We start from the raw sequence: 17,729 nt of genomic DNA, 5'->3' as shown, positions 1-17,729 counted from the left end.
ACGGTTGGAGACCAATAGAGGCCATATATTGCCAGTCTTTACTCGCTGTGCAACTGTCTATGGTTGCACACAGCGATGTTGCACAGCGTCCTTGCTGGGTATACTGACTTTTTCACGCGAGAGTGTTGCATGCCCGGAGTATTTTCCCGAGTTGGTGTAGTGGGGCGTAGTCGTCAGGATGGTATCGAAGCGGTCCTGGATGAACTGATTACGGCGCTTCGCAAAGCCGGCGCCGAAGTCCTTCTCGAGGATCGCTTTATCGAGCTAACCGCCCAAGGCTGCGAGACGCTTCCGCGGGAGCACATCGGCGAGCACGCCGATTTGATTATCGTTCTGGGCGGCGACGGTTCCATGCTCAGCGCTGCCAGAGAAATGCTGCAGTTCGGCAAGCCCATGCTGGGGATTAACCGCGGACGCTTAGGTTTTCTGACGGATATCAGTCCCGACCGGCTCAGCGAGCAGGTGGCTGCTGTGATGGGCGGTGACTTCAGTAGCGAAGAGCGCTTCCTTCTGGATGTCAGTGTTGTTCGCAATGGCGAAACTGTTGCAGAGGGTGATGCGCTTAATGATGTGGTGGTGAACTCGGGCACCTCAGCTCAGATGATCGAGGTAGAGCTGTACATTGATGATGAGTTCGTCAATCGGCAGCGTGCTGACGGTCTTATCGTGTCTACCCCCACTGGCTCAACCGCTTATTCTCTGTCGGGCGGTGGTCCTATCATGCACCCGGCGCTGGATGCCTTATTGGTGCTACCGATGTTTCCCCATGCGCTGTCCAGCCGTCCCATTGTGATTCGCGGAGACAGTCAGATTCGTATCGACGTCTTAGGCCGGAATCGTATCCACCCGCCGGTAACCTGCGACGGTCAGGTCAATATGACTGCGCGCCCCGGCGATTCGGTACTGTTGCGTCGAAACCCCGCCGTGCTGACGCTGCTGCACCCCCCGGGTCACAGTTTCTATGCCAGCTGTCGAGACAAGCTGCGCTGGAGCGGCGCGCTGGTCGATTAGTATGGCCGAGCTCCTTTATCGCGGTTCCCTGGACGAGGATCTTCGCCCCTTAAGCGCCTTGCTGTGGCAGCAACGCATTGTGCATCGCATCGTCGAGGAAGACGGTGGCCAGGTCGTGCTACTCGCCCAGTCCAGTGATCGTGACCGCGCTGCGGACTTATTGGCCCGCTGGCAAAGTGGAGAGCTGCAGATCACGCTAAAAGCCGCGCCGCGTGTGCAAAAGCGTGAATCTGCGCTACCAGCGCTTCTTCGCAGCGCACCCGTGACTCTTGTGTTAATAGGGTTGAGTGTTTTCGGGTTTTTGTTGGTCTATCTCGGCGCCCCCGTTAGCTGGATCGCGATGCTCACCTATGAGCCCTTTAGCCTGCAATCGGGTCGGCCGGTATTTGAGCCTGCTTCCGGTGAGCTCTGGCGCCTGCTTACTCCGGCCTTTTTACACTTTGGCTTAATGCACATCGTGTTCAATAGCTTGTGGTGCTGGGAGCTCGGAAGGCGCATCGAAGCTGCGCTGGGGAGCTTCAATCTTGCCGGATTGTTTGTTGCCACCGCTGCGCTATCAAATTTTGCCCAACACAGTGTGTCCGGTCCGGTGCTGTTTGGTGGTTTATCAGGAGTGGTTTACGCGTTTCTGGGCTTTTCCTGGGTGGCCGGTTGGGTAAATCCACGCTGGCGCCCACTGGCGCCGGCTACGCCTATCATGTTGTTTATGGTTGGCTGGCTGCTCGTATGTCTGCTGGGCGTTGTCGATGTGCTGGGCTTTTCGGTGGCGAACGCGGCCCATGTGGGCGGTTTGCTCAGCGGAGCGGCGATCGGCCTGGTGTTCGCACTGGTTTACAGGAACCGTTCCTGAGTTTAAGTATAATCGCGCCTCGCTTCAGGGGAGCTTCTATGGATTACCAGTCACTCATCGATCAGCTGACTCCGGATGTTGTCGCAAGACTACGTCAGGGAATTGAGACCGGGCGTTGGCCCGATGGACAGGCAGTGACTCCCGAGCAGCGTGAACATAGCTTGCGCGCGGTTATCGCCTGGGAACAGCAGCATCTGTCCGAGGAAGAACGCGTCGGTTACATCGATAAAGGGAGCAAGTCGGGTGCTTCCTCCGCCGGCCAATCCCAAGCTGAAGAGCAACTACGCTGGGTCAGCCAGAAAGAAGGTGACAAGTAATGGCGGTAATTTTGGGGGAGGGCGGCATTCGAAAAATGCGCTCAGAGCTCAGTAACGGACGGGTTAAATACGCCTTGCCCATGGGTGACGGTAGCGTGCCTTTGAATGACTTATTGGGGCAGTCTATTTCCCTGAGTTTTCTTGGCGCTATTCATTGCATCAACTGCGCGCGTAAGACCAAAAAAAGCTTTAATCAAGGCTTCTGTTATCCCTGTTTTCAACGTTTGGCGCAGTGCGATAGCTGCATTATGAGTCCACAGAAATGCCACTATGCTGCGGGAACGTGTCGCGAACCCGAGTGGGGCGATGCGAACTGCATGGTGGATCATTTCGTTTATCTGGCGAACACGTCCGGTTTGAAAGTGGGAATTACGCGGCACACCCAGCTTCCTACAAGATGGATTGATCAGGGCGCTACTCAGGCGCTACCGGCGTTTCGTGTGGCCAGTCGCCTTGATTCAGGTTTGGTGGAGATCGCTTTTGCAGCCCATGTCGCCGACAAAACGGCCTGGCAACGAATGCTCAAAGGCGCTAACGATCCCATGGATTTGCCGGCGGAAAGAGCTCGCCTCACCGAGATCTGCGCGGGCGCCATACAAGAGCTACGAGATGAGCGCGGCATCGATGCCATCACGACTCTGGAAGCAGGGGATGTGACTGAAATTGACTACCCCGTGTTGGAGTACCCGACAAAAGTGAAGTCTATGACCTTTGACAAGATGCCCGAGGTCACCGGAACTTTGTTAGGGATTAAAGCGCAGTATCTGATTTTGGATACGGGTGTTATTAATATGCGTCGCCACGCCGGTTACCAGATCGCACTATCTCAAACTACGGAGAGCTGATATGCGCGATGCGCAGCCAAAAACAATTTTTCTTAGCGAATATAAGGCGCCGGATTACGGCATTAGCTACACGGAACTGCATTTCGAGCTATTCGACGACCACAGCCTTGTGCACGCGCGACTGCACTTCAAACGATCGGATCACGCCTCAGACACCGCGACTTTGGTGCTCAATGGCCAGGAACTCGAGTTGCAGGCCCTGGCATTAGATGGCGAAACGCTGGCGTCAGACGACTACGAATTGAGCGATGACTTTTTATGTGTCAGCGGCCTGCCCGCCAGTGGGGTTTTGGAAACTACAGCGCGTATTTATCCCCAGTCCAATACGTCCTTGGAAGGTCTTTATCGTTCTCGGGGGCTCTTTTGCACCCAGTGTGAGGCCGAGGGTTTTCGAAAGATCACCTGGTTCCCGGACCGCCCTGATGTGATGTCCACCTATCATGTCACGGTAGATGCCGATGCCAGACAGTGCCCGGAACTGTTGAGTAACGGCAATCTTGTTCAGTCCATGGAGCTTCCCGGCGATCGACATCGCGCGGTGTGGGATGACCCTTTCCCCAAGCCGAGCTATCTCTTTGCGCTGGTGGCGGGAAACCTTTCGCGGGTAGAAGATACCTTCATCACGATGAATGGTCGCAAGGTTCGGTTGATCATACTCGTCGAAGAGAAAGACCTTGATAAGTGTGCGCACGCCATGGACTCACTAAAGCGCTCTATGCGCTGGGACGAGGAGCGCTTTGGTCGAGAATATGATCTGGATGTTTTTCATATTGTGGCGGTTGATGACTTCAATATGGGGGCGATGGAAAACAAGAGCCTCAATATTTTTAACACTTCTTGCGTGCTCGCAGCGCCCGACACCACCACGGACGCTGGTTATCAAAGAATCGAAAGCATTGTCGCGCACGAATACTTTCACAATTGGTCAGGCAACCGGGTCACCTGCAGGGATTGGTTTCAGCTGAGTCTCAAAGAGGGCTTCACTGTTTTCAGAGATGCGGAGTTTTCTGCGGACATGGGCTCGCGGTCTTTAAAGCGGGTGGAGGATGCCATGGTTATGCGAACGCTGCAGTTTGCGGAAGACGCGGGCCCTATGTCACATCCCGTGCGTCCTGCATCGTTCATTGAGATATCCAATTTTTATACGCTCACTGTCTATGAAAAAGGCGCCGAAGTTGTGCGAATGCTGCATACATTGCTGGGCGAAGAGGATTTTCGTCGCGGCAGTGACCTGTACTTTGACAGGCATGACGGCCAGGCGGTGACCTGTGATGATTTTGTGTCCGCCATGGAAGATGCCTCGGGCAAGAATCTTAGTGATTTCAAGCGCTGGTATTCCCAGGCAGGCACACCGGAGTTGACGATTCGAGATGACTGGGACGCTGAGCAGGGCGTTTATACCCTGTCCGTTTCGCAGGAGACGCCAGCGACGCCGGGACAAAGTGACAAGGAAGCCTTGGTGATTCCCCTGGCTATGGGTCTACTTGGAGAGGCAGGCAACCTGCGTCTGACGCTCGATGGAGAGGCTCCAGACCCGGAGTCTGCCGATAACACCCATCGTATTCTGATTGTTGATAAGCCCGAACAGGAGTTTCGTTTTAGTGGATTGCCCGAATGCCCAACGCCTTCTTTATTGCGTGGCTTTTCGGCACCTGTACGCGTGGACTACCCCTATACCCGCGAGCAGTTACTGGCTCTGGTAAGTCGCGACGATGATGAGTTTGTACGCTGGGATTCCCTGCAGCAATTGATGGTGTCTGCATTACAGGAATTACAGGCTGAGCCGCATCGCGTGTCTTTGGATCCGCTTTTGGAAGAGGCAGTGAACGCTATCTGCAGCCAATCTCTGGATCCCGCGGTACAGGCAGATATGTTGCGACTCCCCTCAGAGACCTATCTTGCCGAGCTTGCCAGCCACAGCGGCAAGGCCGATGTGCATGGGATCTTTCGCGCGCGACAGGCACTGCGACAGGCTTTGGCAGAAACGTTTCGGGAACGCTGGCAGCAACTTTTTGATAGCTATCGAGTGACTGCGCCTTATGCCGCAATTGGCGAGCAGATAGGTGCTCGGGCTTTGGCGAATGTTGCCCTCGATTATCTGGCAACCGGCGACGAGCAGGGAGTGTCTCTGGCGGCACAGTACTATTTTTCTGCGGATAATCTGACAAACCGCCTGGTTGCTCTGCGCACGGTGCTGCGCGAGGGCGATGCGGCTCTGGGCGATTCCTTGATCGACGATTTTTACGCGCGTTTTAAGGATGAAACACTTGCCATGAATCACTGGTTGTCTGTGCAGGCAGAGAATACCAGCGGCGATTCTATTGCTCGTGTGCGGGCCTTGATGGAGCATCCCGCTTATGACAGTCGTAATCCCAACAAGATTCGTGCACTCATTGGCGCTTTTGCAAATGCTAACGCGGTTCACTTTCATAAACACGATGGTGCGGGGTATCGCTTACTGGGCGAGGTGGTAGAAACGCTTAACGAGCAGAATCCGCAAATTGCTTCGCGGCTGCTTACCCCGCTTACACGCTGGAACAACTATGCCCAAGGTGCAACGCTCATGCGCGCAGAGCTGGAGCGTTTATCTGAATTGCCGTCTTTGTCGCCTGACGTATACGAAGTCCTTAGCAAGTCACTGGCTTAGGTATAGCTCCGGTAGCGCGTTGTTCGTCTTGGCGGTGGCTTTAGTCTTGGGCAGGGCGCGGACAGCTGCCGCAAGATCGCTACCGTCCCAGCGGTTGGCCTGAGGATCCCGCTCAGAGTCACCACGATACAGGCAGCTCTCCAACGCCTCCACCGCCTTCTGAAGGGGCGGGGAGTTTTGCTCCCGGAGCCAATCGCCTATGGGGCCAGCATGACCTTGCTCACGCAGCCAGGCTCGAAGTGCTTCTCGCGCCAGGCTCGGGTCATTGCTCTTGCAGGCATCAAAGAGTTTTGGCACAGAGCTAGATGCTGTGGGTTTCTGAGGTGCCTGTGGGGCGGGCTTTTTCGAGCGACGCCACCACATAAAGGAGGTGAGAATCCATCCGCTGGCGCAGGCTGCAGCGATCAGGGCCCAAACGTTGGTGCTGCTCACCGCGCCGTTAACGCTCTGTGTGGCTTGATCCGTGAGCTCCAGGGGTGAAGCGCTCGTCCCATCAGCTTTACCCGGCGCCGCGGCGCTGGGCAGTACCGTGAGCCGTTGCGCCGGCAGTCTTGCGAATTGCAGGCTGTCACTTTCGGTATCCCACCAGGGGATTTCCAGCGCTGGTAGTTCGTAAACGCCGTCACTTACCGCCACCAGGGCAAGGCTGTCTACACGAATACCGGTAACGCCTTTGTCACCATTCACGTTGTTGATCAGGGGTTGGTCTGGATAGGCGCGCAATCCAGAAGCACTGTTGCCGTCAATAGGGGGTAGCTGTGCGCCCTGCAGACCTTCACCGGTAATGGTGATAGTACGAGTCACTGAGTCACCGATCCGCAGCTCATCAAGGGGCGCCGACCATTGCTCCTCTATGCTCAGCTTGGAGGAGGGTAGCCAGGTTGCAGCGGGGTAGCTTGCCGGCCGCGGAAGAACCGGGATGACGAGTTCTTCACTGCGCCGTCGGAGTAATCTTCCCGCCGGGCGTGTGTCAAATAATGTGCGGCGCCCAGAGGCAATTCGTCCAGAAAAGGTTTGCGCGGGAATCACCAGCTCACCACTGGATTCGGGAAACAGCGCATAGCGGACTTCGTGCACCAGCCAGGGCCGGCCATTTATGGTGCGCTGAAAAGAGTTCTGCCCTAGAGTCTCTACGTAGGCGTTGCTAATTTCGAGCTCGCTAATACTGCGTGAATCCAGGTTGACTGCCTGCTGAACTCTCAGCGTCAACAAAAGCTGTCCCTGAACGTAGACTTGAGATCGGTCTACCTCAGCTTCAAAAATCACAACCTCATCGGTAGCTTGTACGCTAGGCTCCGGTCCCACGGTTACTGCCAGCGCCTCGCTACGCTTACCGTCGACTTCAAAGGGTGGGATGATCAGGGAGCCTTCTTTTATCGGCGTTAACTCCAGGGTGAGCTCTCGCGTCTGACTTCGCTCACCGTTCACAATGCGCGTACTGACGTTGGAGGAACTTTGCAGTACCTCAAAGAGTTCCTGAAGCGCGCTCAAGTCAGCATCGGCTGGATTACTGTCGTCATCGCTGCGCAAGGAAAGTCGCACACTGTCACCCATGGCAATGTTATAGCGATCCAGTGATGCTTGAAGCGCGGCCTGCGCTGGCCAGCTTAGCAGGGCCAGAAGGCTAGTCAGCACCAACCATTCAAAGCGGCTACCAAATTTCTTTTGTGTCACGGCTCTTTCCTTGCTGCTGTCGCTGGCGACTTTCAAAACGAAACTTTTCTCGTAACAGGCCTGAGGGGTCATCCGGTACACGACGCAACCACTGCTGCATCGCCTGGTCTTTCTCAAGGTCTTCCTGCATTGCACTATTATCTATCTGCGGTTGCGGCATGGGTCGAGCTTGTGCCTGCTCCGATTGCTCGCTGTCTCCCTGGGAGCCATTGTCACTATCTGTGTCTTGCTGGTTCTGTTCCTGGCCACCCTCTGGCTGTGATTGGTCGCTGGAACCCTCATGGCCGCTGTTTTGTTCTCCCGACTGGTCCTGAGGATCCTGGGACTGCTGGCTCTGTTGACTGTTGTCGCCGCTTTGCTGCTCGCGGTTACCATCTGAATCCTGAGGCTGTTGCTGCGAATCCCCTTGCTGGCCATCTTGTTCCTGTTGCTGCTGATCTCGCAATTGCTCGACGGTGGCAAGGTTTTTCAGCGCATCCTGTTGGTCTGGTGCACGCTCGAGAGATTTTTTGTAGGCATTGATCGCTGCATCCAGTTCTCCTTGAGCGGCCAGTGCGTTGCCTCGGTTGTACCAGGCGTCAGCGCTGTCCTGGGCAGAAAAAGCCTCAGCGGCTGCCGAGTAATTTTCATCGCTAAATGCTGCGGTGCCTCGCCAGGCGGGATCTTTAAAGAGCTCTGCGGCGCGGGCGGCATCCCCTTCGGCCAGGGCGCGCTGCGCCTGCTGGTCGGCGCGCAGCCACAGATCCTGCCATTCGAAAGCTTCGCTGTGCTGAGAGGGGAATACCGTCACCAGCAGTGGGAGAAGATAGACCCAGCCCTTACGAAAACTTCCAAGTACCAAAAGAAGCAAGGGAAGGACCAGCCAGTGAGCCATGTCCTGCCAGCGGTCAGCGCGACGATCAAGAGAAATAGTGTCGTCATCATCCACAATGTCCGTGCTTGTGAGCAACGCCTGCAGATCACTGTCATCTACGGTCATGGTGCGATACGCCCCCCCGGTGGCGCTGGCGAGCTCCATGAGCAAGTCTTCGTCCAGCGCGGGAACCACTATTTCTCCGCTGTCGTCCTTGAGAAATCCGCCGCCGGGCAGGGCAATGGGCGCACCTACACGGGTGCCCACGCCTAGCACTGCCATTTCTCTGGGCTGCCCCGCGAGCATCTCGCGCATAGCACTGATGTCGCGTTGGCGAACGCCATCTGTCACAAGGAGAATTCTGCCACGACGAACGCCCGCCGAATCCAGCAGAGCGACTGCGCGCTCCAGGGCGTCAACAGGGTTTGAGCCCGGCAGGGGCATCATCTCGGGCGTCAATGCGGGTAGTAAGTTAGCTATGGTTGGATTGTCATCAGTAAGCGGCGCGACGATATGCGCGTCTCCGGCGTAGGCAATCAATGCCGTCAGGCCTTCTCGGCGCTCCCGAAGTAAATCCAGTAGCTTGCGTCTCACCCGGTCCCCCCGAGAGGGCTGTAGATCGGTGGCTAGCATGGAGTAGCTAAGATCAAGCACAAGAACCAGCGCATCTTGTTTTTGCAGTACCGGCTGGGGCAGCTGCTGCCAGCTTGGTCCTGCGGCAGCAAGTATTGCAATAACCCAGGCCAGCAGTAATGCAGGGAGCCCACTTCGACCGCGGCGAACAGAATCCTGACTAATCAAATGCTCGAGGAGCTCTGGAGCGACGATGCGCGACCAGCTGGCTTCGCCCCCGCGCTGGCGCCACAGCAGCACCGCGAGAAAGACGCTGGGTATAAGTAGTAGCAGCCACTGCGGGCGCAGAAAATGGAAGTTAGCGATGATCTCGTTCACGACTTTTGCACACTAAGGTCGAGCGATGGCGAGCGATGCAGCCAGAGAAAGCGCAGCACGAGAATAAAACTCAGTGCTATAGCCAGTAAAAGCGGTAGCGCTGTAAGCGATTGCTGCGGCCGATACAGGGCTTTATCGACCTCCACAGGTTCAAGTTGCTCAAGGAGGCGATACACCGTTGCCAGTTCTTGCGGATCTCTGGCCCGAAAGTATTGTCCGCCGGTACTAGAGGCAATGGCGATGAGACTGCTTTCATCAAGGTCAGCCGAAGGGTTCACTGTGCGCGCACCCAGAGGGGAGCCAAGCAGGCCCGGGAGGGTTAGGGAGTCTGCTCCTATGCCGATGGTATAAATGCGAACGCCAAGATCTGCAGCGAGATTAGCGGCTTCCAAAGGGTCTACGGTGCTGGCAGTGTCCTGACCGTCAGTGAGCAGAATGAGTACTCGACTGGTCGCTGGGCGTTCCTGTAGTCGTTTTACGGCCAGACCTATGGCGTCTCCGATGGCTGTTTCCTGCCCGGCAAATCCAATCTGTGACTCGAGTAAAAATCGCTGTACGGTTTGAATATCGAAACTCAGCGGTGATTGCAGATAGGCGCGACTTCCAAACAGAATGAGCCCCAGACGATCGCCACTGCGGCGGGACATGAAATCGCTACCCAATTGCTTTACCGCATCAATACGTCGGGCCATACGATTACCAACCTGCATATCTTCGACGCGCATACTCCCTGAAATATCCACGGCCAGCATTAGATCTCGCCCGCTATTGGGTAATTCGATGGCCTCGCCCACCCAAAGAGGCCGCGCAGCTGCAAGTAGCATGCAAAGCCAAATTGCCCACAATGCGATTGCAGGCACTTTAGCCGACACACTGACCACGGATTTTTCGTCGTCATTGGCAAGACTCTGCCAGCGCTCAAAAAATGGAGCGCGCAATGCCGGGCGTTCTGTGCTGCGCGGCGGAACAAAGCGGCGGAACACCCAGGGCAGCGGTAGTAACAGGAGCATCGCAGGCCACACCAGCGTAATCACAGTGGTCGCTCCAGATCGCTGAGCCATCGACGGGTGGCGTCTAAAGCGTCATTGCAGTCTTGGGGGCTTATGCTGGGAAGGTAGTTCAATTCTGCGAGCCTGCCGTCGAAGTAGGCGTTTTTGCTTCTTGACAGGGAGTTCAAAAAATCCGCCCAGGCCTGTCCCGTGAGTCCGGCGCAGGCTTTACGCCCCGCCACCGCAATAGCTAGCCGACGTTGCAGTTGCCCTAATGCGGCAGCCTGTTCGGCGTTTGCCTCGCTTGTTGCCTCGATGTCCGCAAACGCTCTGCGGGCTGCACGCAAAGGTGCAGCTCGAAGATGGAATAGCCACAAACGCCGCAGTCCGTAGCCAGCGAGTGTCAAAATTAGTGCGGCGAGCACCCACCATCCCGGCGCCAGAGGCCACCAATGCACGGCAGTGGGTTCCCGCAGAGGCTCCAACATATTGACGATTGCATCAGCCTCCATTTGTTACCTTCGCCGAGTCTGAAGCCTCAGTCGGACTGCCAGCACCGCCATAGATGTTTCTAAGGAGCGTGAGCGGGGCCTGAGTGGTGCTGGCGCTGAGCATCGGGATCCCCAGTCGCTGGAGTTGCTGTTGGTAGCCATCCACGCGGGAGGCATACAGTTCTGCAAAACGCTGGGAAAGTCCGAAGATGCCCGTGTCGAGGTCTGCGCGTGCCTGGCCGTCGGTAACGCTGTAGCGACCCGCAGGGGGAAGCTGCGCTTCCAGTGGGTCGCTGCAGTGGATGGCCGTTATCTCGACATGACGCGCCAGTTGAAACAACTCTTCGCGAGCGTCATCGTCTTCAGCCCCTTCAAAGTCACTGATGATGAAGATGCTCGATCCGGGGCGGGCGACTCTGCGTACGCTGCGCAGCAATGTGCTGAAGCGATTTTTTTCGGCGTCACCGCTGTCAGCGGCTTGACTGGATGCTGGTGGCTCAGCAAGAGCGGAAAGCAGAGCCAGTACCGTGCGCCGGCTATTTCGCGGGCGCATTTCCCAGTGGTCTGTGTCACGCATCAGTAGACCACCTACACGCTCATTGCTGGCGAGTGCACTCCAGGCCAAAAGCGCCGCAATCTCTGCAGCGAGTACGAGCTTGAAACAGTTCTGTGAGCCAAATTGCATAGACGAACGCTGATCTACGACCAGAAGCACCGGGCGTTCCCGCTCCTCATGAAAAAGTTTTGTGTGCGCTGATCCTGTGCGTGCGGTAACACGCCAGTCGATGGCTCGAATATCATCGCCGGGTTGATAGCCCCGCACCTCTTCGAACTCAATACCTCTCCCACGAAAGTTCGAGCGTTGGCCGCCGGAGAGCTGTGCAAGAGCGCGCCGTCGCCGCCGGATATCGAGCTGGCGCGCAGGAAAGCGCAGGGCCAATAGGCGCGCAATATCAACTGCGGCGCCTTGGGCAGGTTGCGAGGGGTCCAGCGTTAACATCGGCGTATCAGGCCACCGGCACCAGACGAAGTAGTTCGTCGATCACGTCATCACTGCGCACGCCCGCAGCTTCTGCTTCAAAACTAAGGAGCAGTCGATGCCGGAAAACATCAGCCGCGACCGCCTGAACATCGTCGGGTGATACAAAATCCCTGCCATGGAGCCAGGCGTGAGCGCGGGCGCAGCGGTCAAGGGCAATGGTTGCCCGAGGACTGCCTCCATAGTCCAGCCAGTGTGCGAGATCTTCGCTATAGGGCGCGGGGTCCCTTGTGGCGATCACAAGCTGAACAATGTACTCCTCAACTGCGGGAGCCATGTGCAAGGCCAAGGCTTCTTTTCTGGCCTGAAAAACACTTTCTTGTGCCAGCTGTGGTGCGTCGTTAATAGAGCCAGTGGCCGCCTCGGATCGCGTAAGGCGTAGTATTTGTCGCTCCGCTTCGGCGTCTGGGTAATCAACTTTAACGTGGAGCAAAAACCGATCAAGCTGAGCCTCGGGTAATGGGTAAGTGCCTTCCTGTTCAATAGGGTTTTGCGTGGCCATCACCAAAAACAGACGTGGGAGGGCGTAGCTTTGGCTGCCCACACTGACCTGGCGTTCTGCCATGGCTTCCAGGAGCGCTGACTGCACTTTTGCCGGTGCACGGTTAATTTCGTCAGCCAGCACAAGGTTGCTAAATACCGGACCTTGTTGGAAATGAAAGCTTGCTTCCTGGGGACGGTAAATTTCTGTGCCGGTGACATCACCGGGGAGCAGATCCGGCGTAAACTGGATTCGGTGAAAACTGCCCTCCAGAGCATCGCCCAGGGATTTGATGGCCCGGGTTTTTGCAAGCCCCGGTGCACCTTCTACGAGCAAGTGGCCGTCGGCCAGTAAGGCAATCAGGAGCCGTTGCACAAGATGGCTCTGGCCAATAATTTGCTGGTCCAGCCACTGTTCCAGTTGTCTCAAATCGCTAGAGGTCAAGGTCTCTCCCGTCGGTATTCTGTCAGCGTAGTCGATGTGATGGGCTTTCTCGCATGCAGCGCACGCAAGAAGGGTGCGATTCTAGCGGAGTAAGGCGCCCAGGGGCACCCGAATCTCCCTTAATCGACTCACTGGATAGGGGAAAGTTCCCAATATGCGTCCTTCGCGGCAGCTACCTTTGCGATACACTGCGTCTTGGGTACGGTGCCGAATAGTAGGAGAGACACGCTATGGCGTGGGAGACACTTAAGCAGGCCTTGCTTGACGATATCGCCGGCATTATCGCCGCACGTGCTGACGCTAAACATCGAGACGATCTGGTTCGCCTGGCGGACACGTTTTTTGGTCGCTTCTCAGCTGAAGATATGCGTGACCGTTCTCCCGACAACCTGTACGGCATGCTTTACGGTCTACTTCGGTTTATGGACGAATGGACTGGAGAAGAGCCAAAGGTTCGCCTCCTAAATCCGCAGATCAGCAGTCACGGCTGGGAGAGTACATCTACGATTGTCGCGATCCTTTGTCGTGATATGCCGTTTTGCACCGCGTCGGTCCGGGGCGAGATCAACCAGCGAAATCTGGGTATTCATTGTCTGGCCAGTTGTAATCTTCGTGTGCAGCGAGACGGCCAGGGCCAGTTGCAGCAGCTTTTGGGCGCAGATGAGCGCAATGACCGGACCTCAGCAGAAAGTCTTCTGTACTTCGAAATTACCCGCCACAGCGATCTTTCGGATCTCGATAACCTTCGCGATAACCTCAAGCAAATTCTGGACGAGGTTGCAGTGGTTGTTAACGATTTCGATGCCATGCGGGAGCGCCTCAGCGAAGCTAAGAAGTCTGTCGACGATGCAGCCTGCGTAAGCGCTGATTTTCGGGAGGAGGCAGCGGCCTTTATCGATTGGCTGCGCAGCGATCACATGACCTTTCTTGGCTATGAATACCTGTGGGTTGAAAATGGTGAAGCCAGTGTGGATCCGAGTCGCAGTCTCGGGGTGTTGCGTCAGCGCACTACTCGGGGTGCTGCGGACTTAGGTCATGATCTTGCCCGGATGGCACCCGAAGAATGTCATCGTCGACAGCTCAGTTTTGGTAAATCCCAGCAACGCGCCCGAGTTCACCGCCAAGCATATCCAGACTACGTAGAGGTAAAAACCTACGACGCGTCGGGCGCTGTCACAGGGCAACATCGGTTTTTGGGGCATTACACCGCTGCGGTCTACAACATGGATCCTGCGGACATCCCTATTTTGCGACGCAAAGTCAGTCAGGTTCTGGAGCTGTCTGGTCTTTCGGTCGAAGAGCACGATGCCCGGGAGCTAAAACGCGTGCTCGAGCTAATGCCTCGGGACGAATTATTTCAGTCGTCAACCGCTGATCTTTTTAGTACCACCTCGGCGGTCAATCGTATTCAGGAGCGCCGTCACACCCGGCTTTTTGTGCGCGAGGACACGCACGGAAAATTCATAAGCTGTTTGCTGTATATGCCCCGAGATCGCTACACCACCCAGCGTCGAGTGAATATTCAGCGGATTTTGAGCAAAGCCTTTGCTGCAGAAGAATCGGAGTTCAATACTCAATTTACCGAGTCGGTATTGGTGCGCGTGTATTTCGTGCTCCGCGTAGATCCATCACAGAACCACGAATATGACGTTAATGAAATCGAGGAGCAGATCGTGCAGGCAACGCTAGCGTGGAAGGATCGACTGCGGCTCAGGCTCCTTGAGGAGTTTGGAGAGGAACGCGGCGAGCAGTTAATGCGCGAGCTCGGCCAGGGATTTGCGCCGGGTTATCGCGATGACTTTGATCCGCGAGTTGCCGTCCTTGATATCCAGCATATTTTGGCCATCAATGGCTCTGATCGACTCGGTATGAATCTTTACCGATTGATCGAAGAGAAAGATGATCATCTGAAGCTTCGCCTGTATCGCATGGACTCGCCGCTTCCTTTGTCGGATGTGCTGCCCATACTCGAAAACCTGGGTTTGAGAGTGGTAGCAGAGCGAGCCTATCCGGTGCGCGCCGTGGGAGACGGTAAGTACTGGATTCAGGAATTCAGTTTGATCTATTCGCTGTCCAAGAATATTGACCTTGAGCAGGTGAAAGAAGAGTTTGAGGATGCTTTCTCGCGAATCTGGTACGGCCAGGCGGAGAGCGATTCCTTCAACCGCTTGTTGCTGGGTAGTCGTTTGAGTTGGCGCGAAATTGCGCTGCTTAGAGCCTATGCCTGCTATCTCGGTCAGATCAACTTCCCGTACTCCCGCAGTTACATTGCTGAGACCATGGCGGCGCATCTGCCGATCTCCGCATCAATCGTAGAGTTGTTTCTTACCCGCTTTTCCCCGGTCTTTGATGGTGATGATGAGTGGCGGTCGCAGCGTGAGGCGTCGGTACAAGAGAAAATCTTGCTGGCTCTTGATCAGGTGGAAAACCTCGGCCAGGATCGAATTATTCGCCAGTATGTAGAGTTGATTACGGCGACCGTGCGGACCAATTTTTTCCAGCAGGGCGACCACGGCGACAGTAAGTCGTATTTCTCCTTTAAGCTTCGCCCGGGCGATATCCCTGAGATTCCTCGACCGGTGCCACTGTTTGAGATCTTTGTGTATTCGCCTCAAGTCGAGGGTGTACACCTGCGCGGCGGTAAGGTTGCCCGGGGCGGATTGCGCTGGTCGGATCGACTTGAAGATTTCCGTACTGAAGTTCTTGGTTTGGTTAAAGCTCAGCAGGTGAAAAATGCGGTGATCGTTCCCGTGGGCGCCAAGGGTGGTTTCGTTGCGAAGCGATTGCGGCCGGATATGACGCGCGACGAAATCCAGGAAGAGGGTATCGCCTGTTACAAGACCTTCATCCGAGGTCTACTCGATATCACGGATAATCGCGAAGAAGATCGCATTGTTCGTCCAGAGCTTACGGTTTGTAAAGACGACGAAGACCCCTATCTCGTTGTGGCGGCCGATAAAGGCACCGCGACGTTTTCGGATATTGCCAACTCACTGTCTGAGGAGTACGGCTTTTGGCTGGGCGACGCTTTCGCGTCGGGCGGTAGCGTGGGTTATGACCATAAAAAGATGGGCATAACTGCCCGGGGTGCCTGGGTGTCCGTTGAACGTCATTTTCGCGAAATGGGTATCAACGTAGCGGCCACTGATTTCTCTGTCGTGGGTATTGGTGATATGTCCGGGGACGTGTTTGGTAACGGTATGCTGCTTTCAAAGCACATTCGTCTGCTGGCTGCGTTCAACCACTTGCACATTTTTGTCGACCCCAATCCCGACGCCGCACAAAGCTACGCCGAGAGAGAGCGCTTGTTTGCCCTGCCTCGATCGGGGTGGTCGGATTACGATACGTCGCTGATTTCTGAAGGGGGTGGGGTGTTCAGTCGCAATGCAAAGTCGGTTGCGATCTCCGAGCCCATGAAGGCGCGGTTCGGTATTACTGTGCAGCAGTTAACGCCCACAGAGTTGATCAGCGCGATTCTGCGCGCCGAGGTGGATCTACTGTGGAACGGTGGTATTGGAACCTATGTGAAGTCCAGTAGCGAAACGCATACCGATGTGGGCGATAAGGCGAATGACGGCTTGCGGGTCAATGCCAGAGATCTGCGCTGCAAAGTTATTGGAGAAGGCGGCAACCTGGGCATTACGCAACTGGCACGAACGGAGTACGCGCTCACTGGCGGTCGCTCTAACACGGACTTTATTGATAACGCCGGTGGAGTAGATTGTTCGGACCATGAAGTGAATATCAAAATCCTGCTTGATGCGATTGTCGCCCGAGGTGATCTTACCGAGAAGCATCGCAATCAATTGCTGGAGGATATGACTGAGTCGGTCTCAGAGCTTGTTCTGGCCAATAACTATCGCCAGGTGCAGGCCATCAGTATTGCTGAGCGCGAGGCGCGGGTGCGCAGTGGCGAGTACCGTCGACTGATCTCCACGTTGGAGAGCTCAGGTCGTCTGGACCGGGAGTTGGAGTTTTTGCCAAGTGATGAGGCCCTCGCCGATAGACGCGCCCAGGACCTGGGTCTCTCTCGGCCAGAGCTTTCCGTGCTTATTTCCTATAGCAAAGCCATTCTGAAGGAAGAGTTGATTGAATCTGATTTAGGCACCGATGCGCATTTGCTGCGGGCGGTCTCTACGGCGTTTCCTGCAAAGTTAAAGGAGATTTATCCCGACGACCTTGCAGAGCACCGTCTGCGTCAGGAAATCATGTGTACCCAGGTTGCCAACGATATTGTTAATCGTATGGGCCTGAATTTCGTGCTCCGTCAACAGAAAGCCACCGGTGCCCCGGTCGAGGATGTTGCTCGCGCTTACACCGCGGTCATGGAGATATTTGGTATCAGCTCCTTGTGGGAGAGCATCGAAGCGCTGGATTTCGCAGTGGCCGCGGACGTGCAGATTGAGATGATGCTTGATGTGATTCGCCTGGTGAAGCGCGGCACCCGCTGGGTGCTTCGCAACCGGCGTCATCAGATTACGCCTACCGGTATGATTGAAGAGTTTTGCGCGGGTGTGAGCCAGCTTCAGCTCGCTTTACCCGACTTGCTCCGAGGGCGTGCTGCAGAGCAGTACGAGTCACGCCTGGAAAACTACAGGGAGGCTGGCGTCAACGCTGAGACGTCAGCGCGAGTGGCTGGATGTATGCATGCCGCTACAGCGCTTGCCATTGTGGATGTGTCCACGCAAACCGAAAATGAACTGATGGAGGTGGCGACGCTCTATTACCACTTGGGTGAGCGTCTGGAGCTTGATTGGTTTGGCGCTCAGGTCCTTGCCAGCAAGGTGGAAAACGAGTGGCAAGCCATGGCTCGGGAAGCCTATATGGAGGATCTTCAGTGGCAGCAATGCACCTTGGCACAGGGTGTGCTGAGACTGCGCTGCGAAGATCGCGACGTTCTGAGCTGCATTAGCGCCTGGGAACAGCAGGAGAGTGCGTTGTTAAAACGTTGGAAAGACATGCTGACTGAGTTACACACCACGGCATCCCCGGACTTTGCCATGTTCGCTGTGGCAAACCGGGAGTTGCTGGATCTCGCTCAGAGTAGTCGCAGGGCCTAGGCGCTTAGGTCGTTATTAAACGACAGTTAGCCGTTATTCACCGGCCGTTAGCCACAGACCGGTGTCCACCAACCGTG

The 17,729-nt window shown here is 55.8% G+C and carries 12 protein-coding genes; 6 read left to right on the top strand and 6 right to left on the bottom strand.

Annotated elements, in window-relative coordinates:
• Positions 1-129: 129 nt before the first annotated feature.
• From R0135_RS04275 to pepN, 5 genes are read left to right on the top strand one after another with little or no spacing between them, the layout of a single operon-like run.
• Positions 130-1,011 carry an NAD(+) kinase gene (locus R0135_RS04275; RefSeq protein ID WP_407349014.1) on the top strand — a complete coding sequence of 294 codons (882 nt, stop codon included), beginning with the start codon at positions 130-132 and terminating at the stop codon, positions 1,009-1,011.
• 1 nt (position 1,012) lies between these two features.
• Positions 1,013-1,861, top strand: coding sequence for a rhomboid family intramembrane serine protease (locus tag R0135_RS04270; protein ID WP_407349013.1), 849 nt, complete (start codon positions 1,013-1,015; stop codon positions 1,859-1,861).
• Between the two features lie 38 nt (positions 1,862-1,899).
• Positions 1,900-2,178, top strand: a complete 279-nt coding sequence (locus tag R0135_RS04265; protein ID WP_407349012.1) for a YeaC family protein — start codon at positions 1,900-1,902, stop codon at positions 2,176-2,178.
• Positions 2,178-3,023 carry a DUF2797 domain-containing protein gene (locus R0135_RS04260; RefSeq protein ID WP_407349011.1) on the top strand — a complete coding sequence of 282 codons (846 nt, stop codon included), beginning with the start codon at positions 2,178-2,180 and terminating at the stop codon, positions 3,021-3,023. The genes R0135_RS04265 and R0135_RS04260 overlap by 1 nt, the downstream gene beginning before the upstream one ends.
• Position 3,024: 1 nt before the next feature.
• Positions 3,025-5,670 (top strand): aminopeptidase N, encoded by a 2,646-nt coding sequence (gene pepN / locus R0135_RS04255; RefSeq protein WP_407349010.1) that lies wholly within the window; start codon positions 3,025-3,027, stop codon positions 5,668-5,670.
• Here pepN and R0135_RS04250 read toward each other — a convergent pair.
• Genes R0135_RS04250 through R0135_RS04225 form a run of 6 tightly spaced genes read right to left on the bottom strand, consistent with a single transcriptional unit; the run spans position 5,659 to position 12,592 of the window.
• Entirely contained in the window at positions 5,659-7,344 is a 1,686-nt protein-coding gene (locus tag R0135_RS04250; protein ID WP_407349009.1) for a BatD family protein, read from the bottom strand. The two genes, pepN and R0135_RS04250, sit on opposite strands and share 12 nt — an antisense overlap.
• Positions 7,322-9,148, bottom strand: a complete 1,827-nt coding sequence (locus tag R0135_RS04245; protein WP_407349008.1) for a vWA domain-containing protein — start codon at positions 9,146-9,148, stop codon at positions 7,322-7,324. The genes R0135_RS04250 and R0135_RS04245 overlap by 23 nt, the downstream gene beginning before the upstream one ends.
• Positions 9,145-10,182 (bottom strand): vWA domain-containing protein, encoded by a 1,038-nt coding sequence (locus tag R0135_RS04240; RefSeq protein WP_407349007.1) that lies wholly within the window; start codon positions 10,180-10,182, stop codon positions 9,145-9,147. Before R0135_RS04240 ends, R0135_RS04245 begins: the two co-directional genes overlap by 4 nt.
• Positions 10,179-10,649 carry a DUF4381 domain-containing protein gene (locus R0135_RS04235; protein ID WP_407349006.1) on the bottom strand — a complete coding sequence of 157 codons (471 nt, stop codon included), beginning with the start codon at positions 10,647-10,649 and terminating at the stop codon, positions 10,179-10,181. Before R0135_RS04235 ends, R0135_RS04240 begins: the two co-directional genes overlap by 4 nt.
• Positions 10,639-11,628 (bottom strand): DUF58 domain-containing protein, encoded by a 990-nt coding sequence (locus R0135_RS04230; protein WP_407349005.1) that lies wholly within the window; start codon positions 11,626-11,628, stop codon positions 10,639-10,641. The genes R0135_RS04235 and R0135_RS04230 overlap by 11 nt, the downstream gene beginning before the upstream one ends.
• A 7-nt stretch (positions 11,629-11,635) precedes the next feature.
• The gene (locus tag R0135_RS04225) at positions 11,636-12,592 is read right to left on the bottom strand and encodes an AAA family ATPase (protein WP_407349004.1); all 957 of its coding nucleotides are present in this window, start codon (positions 12,590-12,592) and stop codon (positions 11,636-11,638) included.
• A 230-nt stretch (positions 12,593-12,822) separates the two neighbouring features.
• Here R0135_RS04225 and R0135_RS04220 point away from each other — a divergent pair, with 230 nt between their 5' ends.
• Positions 12,823-17,652, top strand: coding sequence for an NAD-glutamate dehydrogenase (locus tag R0135_RS04220; RefSeq protein ID WP_407349003.1), 4,830 nt, complete (start codon positions 12,823-12,825; stop codon positions 17,650-17,652).
• Positions 17,653-17,729 lie beyond the last annotated feature (77 nt).

Source organism: Congregibacter variabilis, assembly GCF_045689235.1.
Classification (GTDB): domain Bacteria; phylum Pseudomonadota; class Gammaproteobacteria; order Pseudomonadales; family Halieaceae; genus Congregibacter; species Congregibacter variabilis.
Note: the sequence above shows the minus strand (reverse complement) of the source record. Positions and strands in the feature narration are given on the sequence as shown.